The organism is Amycolatopsis orientalis DSM 40040 = KCTC 9412 (assembly GCF_000478275.1).
In the GTDB taxonomy this organism is placed as follows: domain Bacteria; phylum Actinomycetota; class Actinomycetes; order Mycobacteriales; family Pseudonocardiaceae; genus Amycolatopsis; species Amycolatopsis orientalis.
This window is the reverse complement of record NZ_ASJB01000028.1, coordinates 364,182-380,827: the sequence shown is the minus strand read 5'-3', so window position 1 is coordinate 380,827 and position 16,646 is coordinate 364,182. Positions and strand designations below refer to the sequence as shown.

Annotated in this window: 14 protein-coding genes; 10 read left to right on the top strand and 4 right to left on the bottom strand. The window is 67.7% G+C overall.

Translation table 11 applies throughout. The features are described from left to right. Positions 1 to 3: 3 nt before the first annotated feature. Positions 4 to 1,302, bottom strand: a complete 1,299-nt coding sequence (locus L324_RS08155; RefSeq protein ID WP_037305487.1) for an ABC transporter substrate-binding protein — start codon at positions 1,300 to 1,302, stop codon at positions 4 to 6. Between the two features lie 153 nt (positions 1,303 to 1,455). On the opposite strand from L324_RS08155, the gene L324_RS08150 reads away from it, so the two are divergent. The 3 genes from L324_RS08150 to L324_RS08140 are packed head-to-tail and all read left to right on the top strand — an operon-like array spanning position 1,456 to position 6,636. Next, on the top strand, positions 1,456 to 3,474 hold the full coding sequence (locus L324_RS08150; protein WP_037305409.1) for a beta-galactosidase: 2,019 nt from the start codon (positions 1,456 to 1,458) through the stop codon (positions 3,472 to 3,474). Then, positions 3,471 to 4,838, top strand: a complete 1,368-nt coding sequence (locus L324_RS08145) for a right-handed parallel beta-helix repeat-containing protein (protein ID WP_051173745.1) — start codon at positions 3,471 to 3,473, stop codon at positions 4,836 to 4,838. The genes L324_RS08150 and L324_RS08145 overlap by 4 nt, the downstream gene beginning before the upstream one ends. A 4-nt stretch (positions 4,839 to 4,842) precedes the next feature. Next, the gene (locus L324_RS08140) at positions 4,843 to 6,636 is read left to right on the top strand and encodes a family 43 glycosylhydrolase (RefSeq protein WP_201769638.1); all 1,794 of its coding nucleotides are present in this window, start codon (positions 4,843 to 4,845) and stop codon (positions 6,634 to 6,636) included. Positions 6,637 to 6,832: 196 nt separating this feature from the next. On the opposite strand, the gene L324_RS08135 is transcribed toward L324_RS08140, so the two are convergent. Next, entirely contained in the window at positions 6,833 to 7,930 is a 1,098-nt protein-coding gene (locus tag L324_RS08135; RefSeq protein WP_235783443.1) for a glycoside hydrolase family 5 protein, read from the bottom strand. Positions 7,931 to 8,071: 141 nt separating this feature from the next. Here L324_RS08135 and L324_RS43495 point away from each other — a divergent pair, with 141 nt between their 5' ends. Genes L324_RS43495 through L324_RS08120 form a run of 3 tightly spaced genes read left to right on the top strand, consistent with a single transcriptional unit; the run spans position 8,072 to position 10,253 of the window. After that, the gene (locus L324_RS43495) at positions 8,072 to 8,692 is read left to right on the top strand and encodes a DUF1048 domain-containing protein (RefSeq protein ID WP_235783442.1); all 621 of its coding nucleotides are present in this window, start codon (positions 8,072 to 8,074) and stop codon (positions 8,690 to 8,692) included. Continuing rightward, on the top strand, positions 8,689 to 9,480 hold the full coding sequence (locus L324_RS08125) for an ABC transporter ATP-binding protein (protein WP_037305406.1): 792 nt from the start codon (positions 8,689 to 8,691) through the stop codon (positions 9,478 to 9,480). Before L324_RS43495 ends, L324_RS08125 begins: the two co-directional genes overlap by 4 nt. 11 nt (positions 9,481 to 9,491) lie before the next feature. Next, positions 9,492 to 10,253, top strand: a complete 762-nt coding sequence (locus L324_RS08120) for an ABC transporter permease (protein ID WP_037305405.1) — start codon at positions 9,492 to 9,494, stop codon at positions 10,251 to 10,253. Between the two features lie 69 nt (positions 10,254 to 10,322). On the opposite strand, the gene L324_RS08115 is transcribed toward L324_RS08120, so the two are convergent. Continuing rightward, on the bottom strand, positions 10,323 to 10,898 hold the full coding sequence (locus tag L324_RS08115; protein WP_037305404.1) for a TetR/AcrR family transcriptional regulator: 576 nt from the start codon (positions 10,896 to 10,898) through the stop codon (positions 10,323 to 10,325). Between the two features lie 217 nt (positions 10,899 to 11,115). Here L324_RS08115 and L324_RS08110 point away from each other — a divergent pair, with 217 nt between their 5' ends. Genes L324_RS08110 through L324_RS08095 form a run of 4 tightly spaced genes read left to right on the top strand, consistent with a single transcriptional unit; the run spans position 11,116 to position 15,432 of the window. Beyond that, entirely contained in the window at positions 11,116 to 11,568 is a 453-nt protein-coding gene (locus L324_RS08110) for a (2Fe-2S)-binding protein (protein ID WP_037305403.1), read from the top strand. Further along, positions 11,555 to 12,514 carry an FAD binding domain-containing protein gene (locus tag L324_RS08105; RefSeq protein ID WP_037305402.1) on the top strand — a complete coding sequence of 320 codons (960 nt, stop codon included), beginning with the start codon at positions 11,555 to 11,557 and terminating at the stop codon, positions 12,512 to 12,514. Before L324_RS08110 ends, L324_RS08105 begins: the two co-directional genes overlap by 14 nt. After that, on the top strand, positions 12,514 to 14,691 hold the full coding sequence (locus tag L324_RS08100; protein ID WP_037305401.1) for a xanthine dehydrogenase family protein molybdopterin-binding subunit: 2,178 nt from the start codon (positions 12,514 to 12,516) through the stop codon (positions 14,689 to 14,691). The genes L324_RS08105 and L324_RS08100 overlap by 1 nt, the downstream gene beginning before the upstream one ends. Positions 14,692 to 14,751: 60 nt before the next feature. Further along, positions 14,752 to 15,432 carry a haloacid dehalogenase type II gene (locus L324_RS08095; RefSeq protein ID WP_037305484.1) on the top strand — a complete coding sequence of 227 codons (681 nt, stop codon included), beginning with the start codon at positions 14,752 to 14,754 and terminating at the stop codon, positions 15,430 to 15,432. On the opposite strand, the gene L324_RS08090 is transcribed toward L324_RS08095, so the two are convergent. After that, positions 15,433 to 16,506: a LacI family DNA-binding transcriptional regulator gene (locus tag L324_RS08090; protein ID WP_037305400.1), complete on the bottom strand. Its 1,074-nt coding sequence runs from the start codon at positions 16,504 to 16,506 to the stop codon at positions 15,433 to 15,435. It lies immediately after the preceding gene. Between the last annotated feature and the right edge of the window lie 140 nt (positions 16,507 to 16,646).

Sequence of the window (16,646 nt, the reverse complement as noted above, 5' to 3'; positions counted from 1 at the left end):
CGGTCAGCCCTCTACCTTGAAGCCGTTCTTCCGCATGTCGCCGACCGAGGCTTCCTGTACGGCTTTGAGCGCGGAGAGGAAGCTCGACTTGTCCTGGGCGGCCTTGCCGAAGGTGTCTTTGAACGCCGAGTACGCGACGTTGACGTTCGGGCCCCAGCCCGCCGCGGCGGTGCCCTTGGCGATGGCCGCGGCCAGCCGGTAGTACTCGGGCTGGTTGGGGAAGAACTCCGGAGTGGTCAAGGCGCCCCCGGTCTGCGCGGCGGTGGCCGCCGGATAGACGCCCGCTTCCTTCACCAGCGCGGCGATCGCCGTGGGGTCGGTGTTCAGCCAGGTGACGAACTTGGTGGCGGCCTCGGCCCGCCCCTTCTTCGCCGCGCCGGCGGTGACGCCGGTGGCCGAGCCGCCCCAGCTGCCGGTCTTGCCCGCACCGGCCGTCCACTGTGGAAGCGGCGCCATCTTCCATTTCCCCTTCGTGGCCGGGGCGGCGGTGGTCAACGTGCCGGGTGCCCAGACCCCGCTCACCCAGGCGAGCTGGGTGCCGTCGTCGAGTGCCTTGTTCCAAGCGGGGGTGTACATCGGCTGGTTGTCGATCACTCCCTCCGCCACCATGTCGCCCCAGAACCCGGCGACCTTGCGGGACGCCTCGTCGTCGATGGCGACCTTCCAGGTGTCGCCCGAGGTCGTCCACCATGTCGATCCCGCCTGCTGCGCCAAACCGGCGAACAGGCCGCCGTTGTTGCTGGAGAAGGTGGTCAGCGCACGGTCGGGCGCCTTCCGCTTGAGGTCCCGCGCGGTGTCGGCGAACTCCGCCCACGTCGTCGGCACTCGCAGACCGTAGTGCGCGAAGAGGTCGTCGCGGTAGAAAAGGGCGAGCGGTGCGATGTCCTGCGGGATCGCGTACACCGCGTCCGATCCCAGGGTGGCCTGGCTCCAGACGTTCTCCGCGAACTTGCCTTTGGCGTCGCCCACGAACGGCGCGATGTCGGCGAGGACGTCATGGGAGACCAGCGTCGGGATCATCTGGTATTCCGCCTGCACGAGGTCCGGCCCCGTGCCCGCCCGCTCCGCGGTGATGACCTTGGGGATCAGGTCGTCGCCGCCTGCCTGCTTGTGCACGGTGACCTTGACATCGGGGTGGCCGGAGTTCCACAGCCGGAGGGCGTTCTCCATGTTGGGCGCCCAGGACCACAGGGTCAGCTCGATCGGTCCGGCCGCCGGGTCGGGCTGATCGCCACCGTCGCATCCCGTGAGGGCCAGTGAGCCGAGCAGGGCGATTGCTGCGAGGGCGGCGCGACGATGCATCCGGTCCTCCGGAGTCAGGTGATGGGAGTCATCACTGTGCACGTACACAGTACGGTTTCCCGGCTGACTCTTGTCAAGAACAGGATATCTGCGGTTACCTTGGTGAACTTGAGAGCACCAATCTGTGCACGATCACAGAAACTGGGGGCGCGGATGGCGGCGCAGTGGCCGGTCGGATTGGACGCCCTGGCGTACGGCGGTGATTACAACCCCGAGCAATGGCCGAAGACCGTGTGGCGGGAGGACGTGCGGCTCATGCGCGAGGCCGGCGTGACCATGGTCAGCATCGGGATCTTCACCTGGTCGTTGCTGGAGCCCGAGCCAGGCCAATACGACTTCGGGTGGCTGGATCATCTGCTGGATCTGGTGCATGACTCTGGGATCCGGGTCGCACTCGGAACGCCGACGGTCGTTCCGCCCGCCTGGTTCTACCAGCGAAACCCCGAGGCGCTCCCCGTGACCCGCGAGGGCGTGCGTCTCGCCTTCGGCAGCCGTGGCGCCATCTGCCACAGTTCCGCCGCGTATCAGCAGGCCATCGTCTCGATCGCCGAGCAGCTCGGTCGTCGTTACGGTAGACACCCCGCCGTGGCGCTGTGGCATGTCCACAACGAGTACGGCGTCCCCGTCAGCGCGTGCTACTGCGATGCCACCGCCGCCGCGTTCCGCCGGTGGCTGGCCGACCGCTACACCACGCTCAAGGAACTCAACGAGGCTTGGGGCACGACGTTCTGGGGTCAGACCTACAACTCCTGGACTCAGGTGCAACCACCGCGGCTGACACCGACGGCGTGCAACCCCGCGCAGCAACTGGACTGGGCGCGGTTCACCAGCGACGAACTGCTGGAGAACTTCATCCGGGAGCGGGACGTGCTCCACGCCCTGTCACCCGGCATCCCGGTCACCACGAACTTCCAAGCGGCGTTGTCCCAGTGCGAGTCACTGGACTACTGGGCTTGGGCGCGCGAAGTCGACGTCGTCACCAACGACCATTACCTCGTCGCCGAAACCGATCGGAACCACATCAACCTCGCCATGTCCGCCGATATCACCCGCTCCTTGGCGAACGGACGGCCATGGCTGCTTCTGGAACACTCCACCGGCGCGGTGAACTGGCAGCCCCGCAACATCGCCAAACGGCCAGGGGAGATGGGCCGGAACAGCCTGGCGCACGTGGGGCGCGGCTCGGACGGTGCGATGTTCTTCCAATGGCGCGCTTCCCGCATCGGCGCCGAGAAGTTCCACTCGGCGATGCTGCCCCACGCGGGAACGGAAAGCCGGATCTGGCGGGAGGTCGTCCGGCTCGGCCGTGCCATCGGCGCGCTCGCCCCGGTCCGCGGCAGTCGCGTGGTCGCGGATATCGCGATGCTGTGGGATTGGCAGTCCTGGTGGGCACAACGCCTGGAATGGCGGCCGAGCGTCGATCTCGACGCCCGGGAACGAGCCGACGCATGGTACGCCGCCGCCTACGACCGGCACCTCACGGTCGATTTCGCGCATCCCGATGCCGAGCTGAGCGGCTATCCGCTGGTCGTCGTTCCCGCCCTGTACACGATGTCCGAGTCCGTCGCGGCCAACCTCCGGCGGTACGTCGAAAAGGGTGGCGTCCTGGTCGTGTCGTGCTTCTCCGGAATCGTCGACGAACGAGACGTCGTGCACCCCGGACCCTACCCTGGCGCGCTACGCGACGTGTTGGGCTTGACGGTCGACGAGTTCACCCCATTGCTCGAGGGGGAGCGAGTCCGGTTGGACAACGGAACGACCGCGGATATCTGGGCCGAGGTCATCACGCTCGAGGGCGCCGAACGGATCTGGTCCTATACGAACGGTCCGGCCGCCGGACACCCCGCGGTCACCCGGCACACGACCGGACGCGGCACAGCCTGGTACGTCTCGACCTGCCTGGGCCAAGACGGTCTCGTCACCGTGCTGCGGCAGGCCGCCGCGGACGCGATGCTGCCCGGCCGGGACCTGCCCCGCGACATCGAAGTCGTCGAGCGCGCCGGGATTGAAGGCCGGTACCTGTTCGTGATCAACCATTCCGACGAGGAAACCACGGTCCCCGTCACCGGCCCGGCCACCGAACTGCTCACCGGTGAAAACGTCACCGCGCACATCCAGGTACCGGCCGGTGAGGTCCGTGTCGTCGCCCGAACCATCTGGAGTGAACGATGAGAACTGTCACGACGGTCATCCGTGTCTTCCTGGTCGTACTGGCCATGGTGGTCTCCATGGCGGTGGTCACCGTCCCGGTGAGCACCGCGGCGGCCGCGACGACCTACTTCGTCGCCCCGAACGGCGATGATGCCGCGGCGGGGACGCAGGCTGCTCCGTGGGCCTCGATCGCCCGTGCGCAACAGGCCGCTCGGCCAGGGGACACGGTCTACTTCCGGGGCGGCACCTATGCCTACACCCGTGCCGAGAGCGGTTGCCCGAGTCAAACGGCTCAAGTCAACGCGATCACCCTGGGCAAGAGCGGTGGCGCGGGCAACCCGATCCGCTACTGGGCCTATCCGGACGAGAAGCCGGTGTTCACGTTCTCCGGCATGAAGGACGACTGCCGGATCAAGGGCTTCAACATCTCCGGCAGTCATCTCCACCTCAAGGGGCTGGAAGTGGTCGGCGTGCCGCAGAACAACAACCGGAACCATGAGTCATGGGGACTCTGGATCTCGGGAAACGACAACATCTTCGAGCTGATCAATACCCATCACCACATGGGTGCCGGCCTGTTCATCAGCGGCGGGAGCGGCAACCTCGTGCTGAACTCGGACTCTCACGACAACTACGACCGGCGCAGCTCCAACGGGGCGGGGGAGAGCGGCGACGGGTTCGGCTCGCACTACACACCGGCAGGCCGGGCCTCGAACGTGTTCCGTGGTTGCCGCGCGTGGTGGAACTCCGATGACGGGTTCGACCTCATCTCCACTTACTCGCCCGTGCTCATCGAGAACTCCTGGGCCTGGCGCAACGGTTACGTGCCGGGGACGACGACGGGCGCCGGCAACGGAGCCGGCTTCAAAATGGGCGGCTTCGGCGGCGAGTACGACGCCAGGGCGGTCAAGCACACCGTCCGTTTCTCGGTCGCGTTCCTCAACAAGGCCGCGGGCTTCTACGCCAACCATCACCCGGTGGCCAACGACTACTTCGGCAACACCAGCTACGGCAACCGCCCCGACTTCGACATGAGGGGGATCAACTCGAGTGGTGCCTCGGTAGGCAAAGGCAACCTGCGCAACAACCTCGCATACACCGGCACGCTGGTGGCGAACATGAACGGCACGACGGCCTCGCACAACTCCTGGGACCTCGGGGTTCCCTTGTCGGACGCGCAGTTCCGCAGCGTTTCGACCACGGGCTGGAACGCGCCCCGCCAAGCGGGCGGCGACTTGCCTGTCCTGCCCCATCTCCGTCTGGCCGCGAACAGCGCCCTGATCGACAAAGGCACCGACGTCGGCCTTCCCTACAACGGGAAGGCGCCTGATCTCGGCGCCTTCGAGCAGACCGTATCGCTTTCCCGGATGAATGAGGAAAGGTGACATCATGAAGCGAACAGTCCGTGCGGTTGCGCGGCGTTGGGGATTGCCGGCAGCCGTGGTGCTGCTCGTGGCGGCAGCCGCACCGTTCTCGGCGCCCGTCGCCGCGGCGGGCCCGGCGACGGACAGGGGCCTCAAGACACTGGTCGCCGACTACAAGACGCGCGTTCCGGCCAAGTACACAGTGGATTCCTGGGCACCCTTCGCCAAGGCTTTGACCACCGCGACCGACGTCGCCGTCCGCGCGTCGGCCACCGCTTCGGAAGTCGCCACCGCGAAGACGGCTCTGATGACCGCCGCCGCCGGGCTGAAGGCTGCCGACGAGGGAACGTTCCAGACGATCACGAACAACACGTTCTGGAACGACACCGAGGGAAACCCCATCTATTCGCAGGGCGGTGGCGTAGTCAAGTTCGGCGACACCTATTATTGGTACGGCGTGCACTACACCGGCGCAGAACTCTACCGGGCGAATCCGACGAGGCTGTACAACAACGACGTCACCTTCGTTTCGATCCCGGTGTACTCCTCGAAGGACCTGGTGAACTGGAAGTTCGAGAATCGTGTCGCGACGCGGTCCACCGGCGTGGGCAGCGGCGCCACCCTGGGTGGTGCGGGCTGGGTCGGCCGCCTCGGTGTCTCGTACAACGAGAACACCGGCAAGTACGTGCTCGCCGTGCAGATGTGGCATACAGGCAGGGGCGGGCATGGAGTTCTCCTGCTGCAGGGCGACTCGCCCACCGACAATTTCGACTACGGCTACTTCCAGACCCAGATCGCGAACTCGCCGACGACCGGAACCGGGGACCAGACCGTCTTCACCGACGACAACGGCAAGGACTACCTGATCTTCTCCAATCGCGAAGGGCGTTCTCGCGCCTTCGTCGCCAAGCTCAGGGAGTCAGACTCGCTGCGGGTGGAGCCCGCTGTGCTGATCGGCACCAACTCCTCCGGCCGCGAAGGCAACGCCATGTTCAAGCTCGACGGCAAGTACTACCACGCGGCGTCGGACCTGCACGGCTGGAACACTTCGGTGACGCACGTCCTCGAGTCGACCGGTGGCGACATCCAAGGCTCGTACTCGGGGGAGTACACCCTCGCCGGCACCGAGATGGACTACAGCCACGTGACCCAGACCGGGTTCTTCGTGACGGTCAAAGGCACCAAACAGAACACGGTCATCTTCGCCGGTGACCGCTGGGCGGATTTCGCATGGAACGGTATCGGCTACAACCAGTGGATGCCGGTGACCAAGAGCGGCGCGAGGCCTCGGTTCCACTCGGTGAGCCAGTGGCAGTTCAACGCCACGACGGGGGAGTGGCGGATCGGACCGCAGAACAACTACCTCCTCAATCCCGACTTCCAAGCCGATCGCATCATCGTGCCGCAGGTGACCGGGTGGACCAATTTCCGGGAGACCGGCCCGAGTTCGATCGTGACCAATGTCAACGGTGGGGCGAACGGAAGTCGCTTCGGACTGCGGGTGGGCGCGTCGCAATCCTATGCGGGTGGTGTGCGACAACGGATTACGGTGCCGGCGGGTACTTACCAGCTGGCCCTTTCCGCCAAGACATCGGGACAGCTCAGTGCCGCACAGGTCACGGTCACCGATGCCACGGGTAGTGCTCGCACGCTCGGCATCCCGCCGTCCAGTGGTTGGACTCGCCGCGAACTCGGCACCATTCCGTTGTCCGCGGGCGCCGTGACCGTCACCGTGCGCGCGGCGAGCGGCAACGGATACCTTTTCGTCGACGGCTTGTCACTCGTCAAGGTGCCCGACGGCGGATCGTCGCCCTCCTGAGGCCGATCTGAAGGTGCGCCCTTGCACGGCAGAGGGTCGGGTGGAAGGCGTCTCGAAGGCCCCCTTTGGTCCACCGTCTCAAAGGGGGCCTTCAGGACACAGCCGCGCGTAGCCGGGTGGGCACGATCCCTGGTCAGCCTGGACTCGCGGCGCGCGGGCGGATGTCGCCAGGGTGCCGGTGTGCGACGAACTGCTGCTACCGAAGTCCCGCCATGACGGCGTCGATGATGCCCTGCTGGGTCACCGCGTACGAGCGCCGGTCGAACAGGCCGAAGCCGTAGCGTCCGTTCGCGCCGTTGTCCCAGTACACGGAGACCGCTCCGTACTTCTTCGAGGTGGACACGATGGCGCGGGCGAAGTCCGCGCGGTACCTGTTGTTGGAGGAATCGAACGACGACTTGTCGATCGACCCGTATTCGCCGACGACCACCGGATACCCGCGCGTGACGAACTTGTCGTACATCAGCTTCAGCTGGGAGTCCAGGTAGTCCTCCTGCCCCCAGGTGGACTTCTTCGCCGGGTTGGTCGCCGCCCGGCCCCACTGTGTGATGGTGCCGCTTTCCTCCCCGGCGAAGTCCCACGGGCTGTAGTAGTGAACGGAGATCATGATCCGCTGTTCGGTGCTGGGGATGGAAGGGGACCGATACTGGTCGGTCGGCAGCGTGAAGCCGTAGTTCCCGGCGGTGTAGTCGATGTTGGTGTTCCAGCCGGGGACGAGCAGCCACCTCGTGGTGTTGTTCCCACCTGCTTTGCGCACCGTGTCGACGAAGATCTGGTTGTAGGCGTTGATGTTCGAGTAACACGGCTGGGTCGGGCGGCCGAACTGCCCGTCGAACTCCTCGTTCATCGATTCCAGGATCAGGTGCTGGTCATAGCCTTGGAACCTGGTCGCGATCTGCTGCCAGACCTTCTGGTACTTGGCCTTGATCGCCGCCTGGGCGGACGAATCGCAGATCAGCCACGAGCCGTTGATGGTCTTGTAGCCGTCGCCGTGCATGTTGATCAGCACGTAGAGGCCGCGGTTGTAGGCATAGTTCACGACTTGCTGGATCCGGTTCAGCCAGCCTGGGCTTATGGTGAAGTCCGGCCCTGGTCCTATGTTGTTCAAATAGGAGACCGGAATGCGAATCGTTTTGAATCCGGCCGCTTTGACCTTGTCGATGAGTGCTTGCGTCACCGTGGGCTGGCCCCAGGCCGTTTCGCTGGGATATCCGTTCGAGTTGGCTTCCAGCTGGTTTCCCAGATTCCAGCCCGCGCCCATGTCCGCCACGATCTGGGCGGCGTTGAGCTGCATTCTTGTCTCGGCTGATGCCTGACTTGCCACGCCGGAGAAGGATCCGGTGGCCGCCATGGCGGCGGCAAGGAGAGCGACTCTGATCTTTCTTGCTCGCGAACCCATAGGTCGTTTACTCACTTTCGGTGAGGTATGTGCCTTGTGGCTGGCATCGTGATTCCTGCGAAAAGCGACTTCGCGCGGATGGGATGCGGGGCAGTTTCGAAGCGCTTCGACAACTATGGCACCCGTCACATCGAAGGTCAAGATTTCGCCCGTCTACGCCGCACTGTGCCGGGGCGGTGTCAGTGCCGTGTCAGCGCCGTGTCAGGACGCCAGGTGATGGTGGGCGGCATGAACGAAGCGGGCACGGGTGGCACCCCGAAAGTGACTACGTCCGACACGGAAACGGGCAACTTCATCTCGAGGTTCCTCTCGCAGGTGATCGGGGACAAGCGGCGATGGCGTCAGTACAAGGCGCGCGTGAAGCAGCTTCCGCCGGACTACCGGGCGGCAGTCGACGGGATCGAGCGGTACCTGATGCACTTCGGGCCGACGGACGGCGAGAGTGCGACTTCGCTGTTCGAGGAGGTCGCCGACCTGTTCGAGCGGGCCGCGGCGGACGGGGCGCCGATCCGCCGGATCGTCGGGAACGACCCGGTGGAATTCGTGGACGCGCTGATCCGGAACCACGAGAAAGGCGGCTACGTCGCCCGGGAGCGGGAACGGCTGATCGGGGCCATCGACCGGGCCGCTGGGAAAGAGAACGGGGGCACCCGATGACGACACGGCAAGCCCGGGCGATCGAAGTGCGGGGTCTGGAGAAGTCCTACGGGACACTGAAAGTCCTGCGCGGTGTGGACTTCGGCGTGGAGAAGGGCAGTATCTTCGCGCTGCTCGGCTCCAACGGGGCGGGCAAGACCACCGTCGTGCGGATCCTGTCCACCTTGCTCAAGGCGGACGCGGGAACGGCGGGGATCAACGGGTTCGACGTCGCCACCCAGGCGGCGGACGTGCGGGAGTCCATCAGCCTCACCGGCCAGTTCGCCGCCGTCGACGAAATCCTCAGCGGCCGGGAGAACCTCGTGCTCGTCGCCAAGCTGCGGCATCTGAAGCAGCCGGGCAAGATCGCCGACGAACTGCTGGAGCGGTTCTCGCTGACCGACGCGGCCGCGCGGAAGGCGTCGACCTATTCCGGCGGCATGCGCCGGCGGCTGGACATCGCCATGAGCCTCATCGGGAACCCGTCGGTGATCTTCCTGGACGAGCCGACCACCGGCCTCGACCCCCAGGCGCGCGTCGAGGTGTGGCAGGCGGTCAAGGAACTCGCCGGACGGGGCACCACGGTGCTGCTCACGACGCAGTATCTGGAGGAGGCCGAGCAGCTCGCCGACCGGATCGCGATCCTGCACGAAGGCCGGATCATCGTGAACGGCACCCTCGCCGAACTCAAGCGGCACCTGCCGCCGGCCAAGGTCGAATACGTCGAGAAACAGCCGACCCTCGAAGACGTCTTCTTCGCCATTGTCGGTGACGGCCGCAAGAGCGGCGCCGTCCGCACGGAAAAGTAAGGGAAACGACGATGGCCACTCATGTCCTCGGCGACACCACTGTCCTGACCGGACGGTCCCTGCGTCACATCACCCGCAGCCCGGACACCATCATCACGACGGCGGTCATGCCGGTCGCCATGATGCTGATGTTCGTCTACGTGTTCGGCGGCGCGATCAACACCGGGTCGGGTTCGTACGTGAACTACATGCTGCCCGGCATCCTGCTGATCACGGTCGCCTCGGGCGTCGCCTATACCGCGCTGCGGCTCTTCAACGACATGAAGGGCGGGATCTTCGAGCGCTTCCAGTCCCTGCCGATCGCCCGGTCGGGTGTGCTGTGGGCGCATGTGCTGACGTCGATGGTCGCCAACCTGATCTCGCTCGTGATCGTCGTGGGCGTCGCGCTCCTCATGGGCTTCCGGTCGAGCGCGGGAGTGACGGCCTGGCTCGCCGTCACCGGCATCCTGCTCCTGTTCACCTTGGCGCTGACGTGGATCGCGGTGATCGCCGGTCTTTCGGCGAAGACGGCGGAAGGCGGGAGCGCGTTCTCCTACCCGCTGATCTTCCTGCCGTTCCTCAGCTCGGCGTTCGTGCCCACCGGCACCATGCCCGGCCCGGTGCGCTGGTTCGCCGAGCACCAGCCGGTCACGTCGATCGTGAACGCCATCCGCGCCCTGTTCGCGCGGCAGCCGGTCGGGGACGACATCTGGATCGCGCTCGCCTGGTGCGTCGGGATCCTCGTCGTCGCGTACTTCTTCGCCACGGTCACCTACCGCCGCAAGGTCTCCTGAAGGGCGCTTTCCCCGCATCGCATGCGGTGAAGGGCGCTTTCCCCGCATGTGATGAGGGGAAAGCGCCCTTCAGCTCCTGCCGGTGCCCATTCCGTGCCACAGCAGGTCCACGAGGTTCGCGACGTCGCGTCGCCACTCGCCGTCCGGATCGAGGTAGAGCAGGCCGCCCAGTCCGCGCAGCACGGTCTCGGGCGCCAGGTCCGCGCGGACGGTGCCGGCCTCGACGTTGGCCTTCAGCAGGGTGGCGACCGCGCCGACCATGGCCTCGTAGGCGTTCGCGGGCAGCTGCCCGCGTGAGGCCGTCGCGGTGCGCAGGGCGTCGGCCAGGCCGCGCTTGGTCATCATGTAGTGCGCCAGGTGATCGGTCGTCCAGACCCGGAAGGCCTCTTCCGGGGCGTGCTCCTTGAGCAGCTTCGGCACGACGTCGACGAGCTGGCTCACTTCGCGGCGGTAGACCGCCAGGATGAGGGCCTCCGGGGTGGGGAAGTGCCGGTACACCGTGCCGACCCCGACCTCGGCCTGCTTCGCGATGGCGTTGAACGAAACCTCGCCCGAGCGGGCCAGTGACTTCGCCGCCGTGGCGAGGATGCGCTCGTGGTTGCGCCGGGTGTCCGCACGCCGGGGGCTGACCGATCCCGTCGTCATGGTCTCTCCCGTCCGCCGATCCCTTCACCGTGAATGTAGCCGAGGGACCCGCGCGACCTGGAGCGACTCCAGGAAAAGCGGCGTTGCGAAGCGGATTGCGATCCGATAGCGTGAAAAACGAAGCGGATGAATATCCGGTTCATTCCGAGACCGGCTCACCCACCACAAACCTACGCCGTCCGGCCACCCGGCCGCGACGATCCGCGGAAGGGACCCAGTGGACATCTCACTAGAAGTCAATGGCAGGACGGAACACCTGAGTGTCGATCCCGGTGTGACGCTGCTGGACGCGCTGCGGGAGCGGCTCGCGATCACGGGCCCCAAGAAGGGCTGTGACCGGGGGCAGTGCGGCGCCTGCACGGTGCACGTCGCCGGACGGCCGGTGCTCGCCTGCCTCACCCTGGCCGCCACCGTGAAACAGCCGGTGACCACCGTCGAAGCACTGTCCACAGGGGACGAATTGCATCCGGTGCAGCAGGCCTTCGTCGACCAGGACGCCCTGCAGTGCGGTTTCTGCACCTCCGGCCAGATCATGTCGGCGGTCGCCGCCGTCGAGCAGGACGTCCGCGACGTCCGGGAGTTCATGTCCGGCAACCTCTGCCGGTGCGCGGCCTATCCGAACATCGTCGCGGCGGTCGAGCAGGCGAGGCGGACCGATGCGACCCTTTGAGCTGACCGCTCCCGCGACCGTCGAAGCCGCGGTCGCCTCGCCGGGCACCTTCCTGGCGGGCGGGACGACCCTTGTCGACCTGATGAAGCTCGATGTCCTGGCACCCCAGCGGGTCCTGGACATCAACGAGGTGCCGTTACGCGGTATCGACACCGCCGACGGGCTGCGGATCGGCGCGCTGGAACGGATGAGCGACATCGCCGGGCATCCCGGCGTGTATCCGGTGATCTCCCGGGCGCTCCTGCTCAGCGCGTCCCAGCAGATCCGGAACATGGCCAGTATCGGCGGGAACCTGATGCAGCGCACGCGCTGCACGTACTTCCGCGACGTCGCCATGCCGTGCAACCGGCGTGAGCCCGGCAGCGGCTGCCCGGCGCTCTCGGGCGCCAACCGGATGCACGCCGTGCTGGGTACGAGCGACTCGTGCGCGGCGACCCACGCCAGCGACGTGGCGGTCGCCCTGGTCGCGCTCGACGCGGAACTCCGGCTGGTCGGCGCCACCGGGAGCCGCACCGTCGCGCTGGGCTCGTTCTACCGCCTGCCCGGGGACACCCCCGACGTGGAGAACGACCTGCGTCCCGGTGAACTGATCGCCGAGGTCGTGGTTCCGCCGCTGGAGTGGGCGGCGAACTCCACCTACGTCAAGGTGCGGGACCGCCAGTCCTACGAATTCGCGCTGTGCTCGGCCGCGGTCGCGCTGCACGTCGAGGACTCGCGCGTCGTCGACGCCAGGATCGCGGCCGGCGGCGTCGGGACCGTGCCGTGGCGGCTGCCCGAGGTCGAGGCGGCCCTGCGCGGCGCGCCCGCGACCGTCGCCGCCTTCGAAGCCGCCGCGGCGCGGGCCGGTGAAGGCGCCAGGCCGTTGTCCGCGAACGGGTTCAAGGTGCCGTTGCTGCGCCGGACGATCGTCCGCGCACTGCTCGAACTGACCGAGGGGAGCCGCTGATGACCAGCAGGGTGGACGGGCCGCTGAAGGTCACCGGCCGGGCCGAGTACGGAGCGGACCACACCTTCCCCGGGATGGCGCACGGCTATGTCGTGCTCAGCACGATCGCCCACGGCGAGATCGAGGCCATGGACGTCACGGACGCGAAGAGCGCTCCGGGCGTGCTCGGCGTGTATTCGCCGTTCGACCCGCTCGAGCTGCGCACCCCGGTGTCGCCGTTCTTCGGCGAGACGTGGGTTCCGTTGCAGGACAAGGAAGTCGCCTGCTACGGCCAGCCGATCGGTTTCGTGGTCGCCGAGACCTACGAACAGGCCCGCGACGCGGCGATGCTCGTCAAGGTCTCCTACCGGACCAGGCCCGCGCTGACGTCACTCGAAGACGGCCTCGCCTCCGCCGAAGACGCACCCGCCGCGAGGGACGGCGCGCCGCCGTCGCTGGAGGTACTCGCCCCCGGCGTCGAGTCCATCGAGGACGCGCTGGCGGCGAGCCCGGTGGTCGTCGAGGCCACGTACACCACGGCGACCCAGCATCACGCCGCGATGGAACCGCATTCCGCGGTCGCGGTCTGGGGCCCCGACGGCCTGACGATCCACAGCGGCAACCAGGGATCCGACCTGCAGGCGGCGGAGCTGGCCGGGGCACTGGACCTGAAACCGTCCGAGGTGCACGCCGTGAACCCGTTCGTGGGCGGCGCGTTCGGCGGCAAGGCCCGTACGTCCGCGCCCGCGTTCCTGGCCGCGGCGGCGGCGAGGGTCCTCGACCGGCCGGTCAAGGCCGCGCTCAGCCGGGAGCAGGTCTTCACCGCGACCGCGGGCCGGGCCGCGACCGTGCAGAAGATCGCCCTCGGCGCGGACCATGACGGCACGCTCAACGCGCTGCGGCACGACTCGTGGTGCAGCACCGCGGCGGACCGGTCGTTCGTCGAGCCGACTTCGCACGGCACGTCGCGGGAGTGGTACGCCACCCGGAATCTCGCCATCAGCCAGAAGATGGTGCCGCTGCACATCCCGCCGACCACCTTCATGCGGGCGCCCGGTGAGGCGCCCGGATCCTTCGCGCTGGAGAGCGCGATCGACGAGCTGGCGGTCGCGCTGGGCATGGATCCGATCGAGCTGCGGCTGCGGAACAACTCCACCGCGCCGCCCGGCAAAGACCTGCAATGGTCGAGCAAGCATCTCGACGAATGCTTCCGCGTCGGCGCGGCCCGGTTCGGCTGGGCGGATCGCTCGCCCGGAGGGCGGACCGACGGCGACTGGCTCGTGGGGCTGGGCACGGCCACCGCGATGTTCCCCGCTCTGCGGTTCCCGGCCACCATCGAGATCACCCTGCGGCCCGACGACACGGCCGTCGTCGCGACCAGCGGTGCGGATCCGGGAACCGGCCTGCTGACCGTACTTTCCTTGGTGGGCGCGGAATCGCTGGACATCTCACCGGACAGGGTCGTGCCGCGGCTCGGTGATTCGGCGCTGCCGTCCGGCGGGCTCTCCGGTGGTTCGACCGCCACCGCGAGCGCGGGATCGGCCATCATGATCGCCGCCGCCAAGGCGATCGACGACCTGCTGACCCTGGCGGCGGCCCCGGGCGCGCCGTTCGACGGGATGGACGTGTCCTATGCGGACGGCCGGGTTCTGGCGGGCGACCGGACGATGACCTTCGGCGAGCTGCTGCGGGCCCTGAACCGCCCGTCGATCACGGTGACCGGTTCGTCGGCCCCCGGCGAGGAGCTGACCAAGCATTCGTTCAGCTCGTTCGGCGCCCAGTTCTGCGAGGTCCGCGTGCACAGGTGGACGCGCGAGATCCGGGTGTCCCGCATGCTCGGCGTGTTCGACGCGGGCCGGATCATCAACCCGACGGCGGCCCGTAGCCAGATCATCGGCGGCATGATCTGGGGTGTGTCGGCCGCCCTGCACGAAGGGCTGGAGATCGAGGCCAACGGACGCTTCGCCAACGGTGACCTCGCGGGCTACCTGATCCCGGTGAACGCGGACATCCCCGAGGTCGGTGTCCACTTCGTCGAGTACCCGGACACCCTGCACAACTCCGTCGGCGCGAAGGGGCTGGGGGAGATCGGCACCGTCGGGATGGCGGCGGCGGTCGCCAACGCGGTCCACAACGCCACGGGCATCCGCGTCCGGCACATCCCCATCCAGATCGAGGACCTCCTCGACCAGCCGTAGGACGGCGGCCCGGGGCCTCACGCGGGGGGAGTACCCATGGACCTCACTATCGTGACGTCCATGGGTATCGACGCTTTGGTGTTCGACGTACTCGGCACGCTCGTGGACGAACCGGCGGGGATCCGCGCCGCCATCGCAGAGGTCGCCCCGCGAGCCGAACCGGACGAGCTGGTCGCGCTGTGGCAAGGCCATATCGCGACCGAGCAGCGGCGCATCGTCGGAGGCGACCGGGCCTTCGCCGCCAGCGACGTCCTCGACCGCGAAGCGGCCCGGCTGGTCGCTGAAGCATCCCGAGGAGAGCTGTCCCAAAAGGACAGAAAAGCGCTCGCCACGGCGGGACAACGGCTGCCGCCTTGGCCGGACACTGTGGAAGGGCTGGCCCGGCTCGCGGAACACCACCCCTTGATCGGCTTGTCCAATGCCTGCCGGTCAACCCTGCTCCGGATCAACGCCAACGCGGGTCTCCGCTGGCATCAGGCGCTCTCCGCCGAAGAGGCACGGACCTACAAGCCGGATCCGGCGGTCTACGAACTGGCCGTCAAGGTGTCCGGTGCCCCGCCGGATCGGCTGCTGATGGTCGCCGCCCACGCGTGGGACCTGCGGGGTGCGCAGCGCGTCGGGCTGCGCACCGCCTACGTCGCCAGGCCTGTCGGTGATCCGCCGTCACCGGCCGATCACTTCGACTTCCACGCCGAGAATCTTCTCGATCTGGCCGCCCAGCTGGGCGAACGCGGGAGGTGATCAGAGCAGGGGCCCGGCGGCCGTCGCCTGACGATGGGGAGCGCCGCAGGAGTCGCGGACGATCAGGCGGGTGGGCAGCAGCACCGGCTCCGGCGCCGCCGCGTTCTCGATCATGCCCAGCAGCGCCCCGGCCGCCGCGGTGCCGAACTCCGCCTTGTCCTGGGCGACCGTGGTGAGCGCGGGGTCGACCAGTGCCGCGACCTCGATGTCATCGAAGCCGACGATGGCCAGGTCGTCAGGCACCCGTAGCCCGGCCGCGCGGGCGGCGAGCAGGGCGCCGATCGCCATTTCGTCGCTGGCGGCGAACACCGCCGTCGGCGGGTTCTCGCGGGCGAGCAGCCGCCGCATCCCGGCGAAGCCGCTTCCGCGGTAGAAGTCGCCGGTGACCACGTAGTCGTCGCGCACCGGCAGGCCCGCGTCCGCCAGTCCCCGCAGATAGCCCTCGGTGCGGGCGGTGGCGGGCGCGTTGCCGTGCGGGCCGGTGAGCGTGGCGATCCGTTCGTGCCCGAGCGCGGCGAGATGCCGGACGGCTTCGCTCGCACCGGCGGCGTTGTCCGAAGTCACGTACGTGGCCTTCGGCCCCGAAACGGCCACGTCGAGCGCGACGCACGGCAGCCCGGACTGGGCGAACGCGGTGAACGCCTCGGCGTCCGAGCCGCTGTCGATCAGCACCAGTCCCGCCAGGTGGTGGCGGCGCGTCATGCCGACGTAGGCGATCGGGTCGGCGAGGGAGACGCCGGCGGTGCGGTTGCGGGCGTCGTCGCTCGTGGCGAGCAGCAGCAGGTGGTAGCCGTGCGAACTCAACGCTGATTTGAGGCCCAGCAACAGATCCTGCAGGAACGGATGCCGCCAGCCGGGGCGGCGGTGGTCGGTGTCCCAGACCAGCCCGATCATCGCCGACCGCTGCCGCGACAGCGCCCGCGCCGATTCGTTCGGCGAGAAATCGAGCTCACGGGCGACGCGTTCGACGCGTTCCCGGGTCGGCGCGCTGACCGTGGTGGGGCGGTTGAAAACCCGCGAGACGGTGGCGACGGAGACCCCGCAGAGCTGGGCGACCTCGCGGGCGGTGACCATGCTGACCTCCTGGCGTGTAACCGGTTACATCTCTAGCACATGATCTCCTACAGCGAAAACGCTCAGTGCCGTTACAAGTTCGTTACTTGACTGTTCAACGTTGGGAGCGCTCTCATGGGTGCCACGTTTCCCGCCCCGGC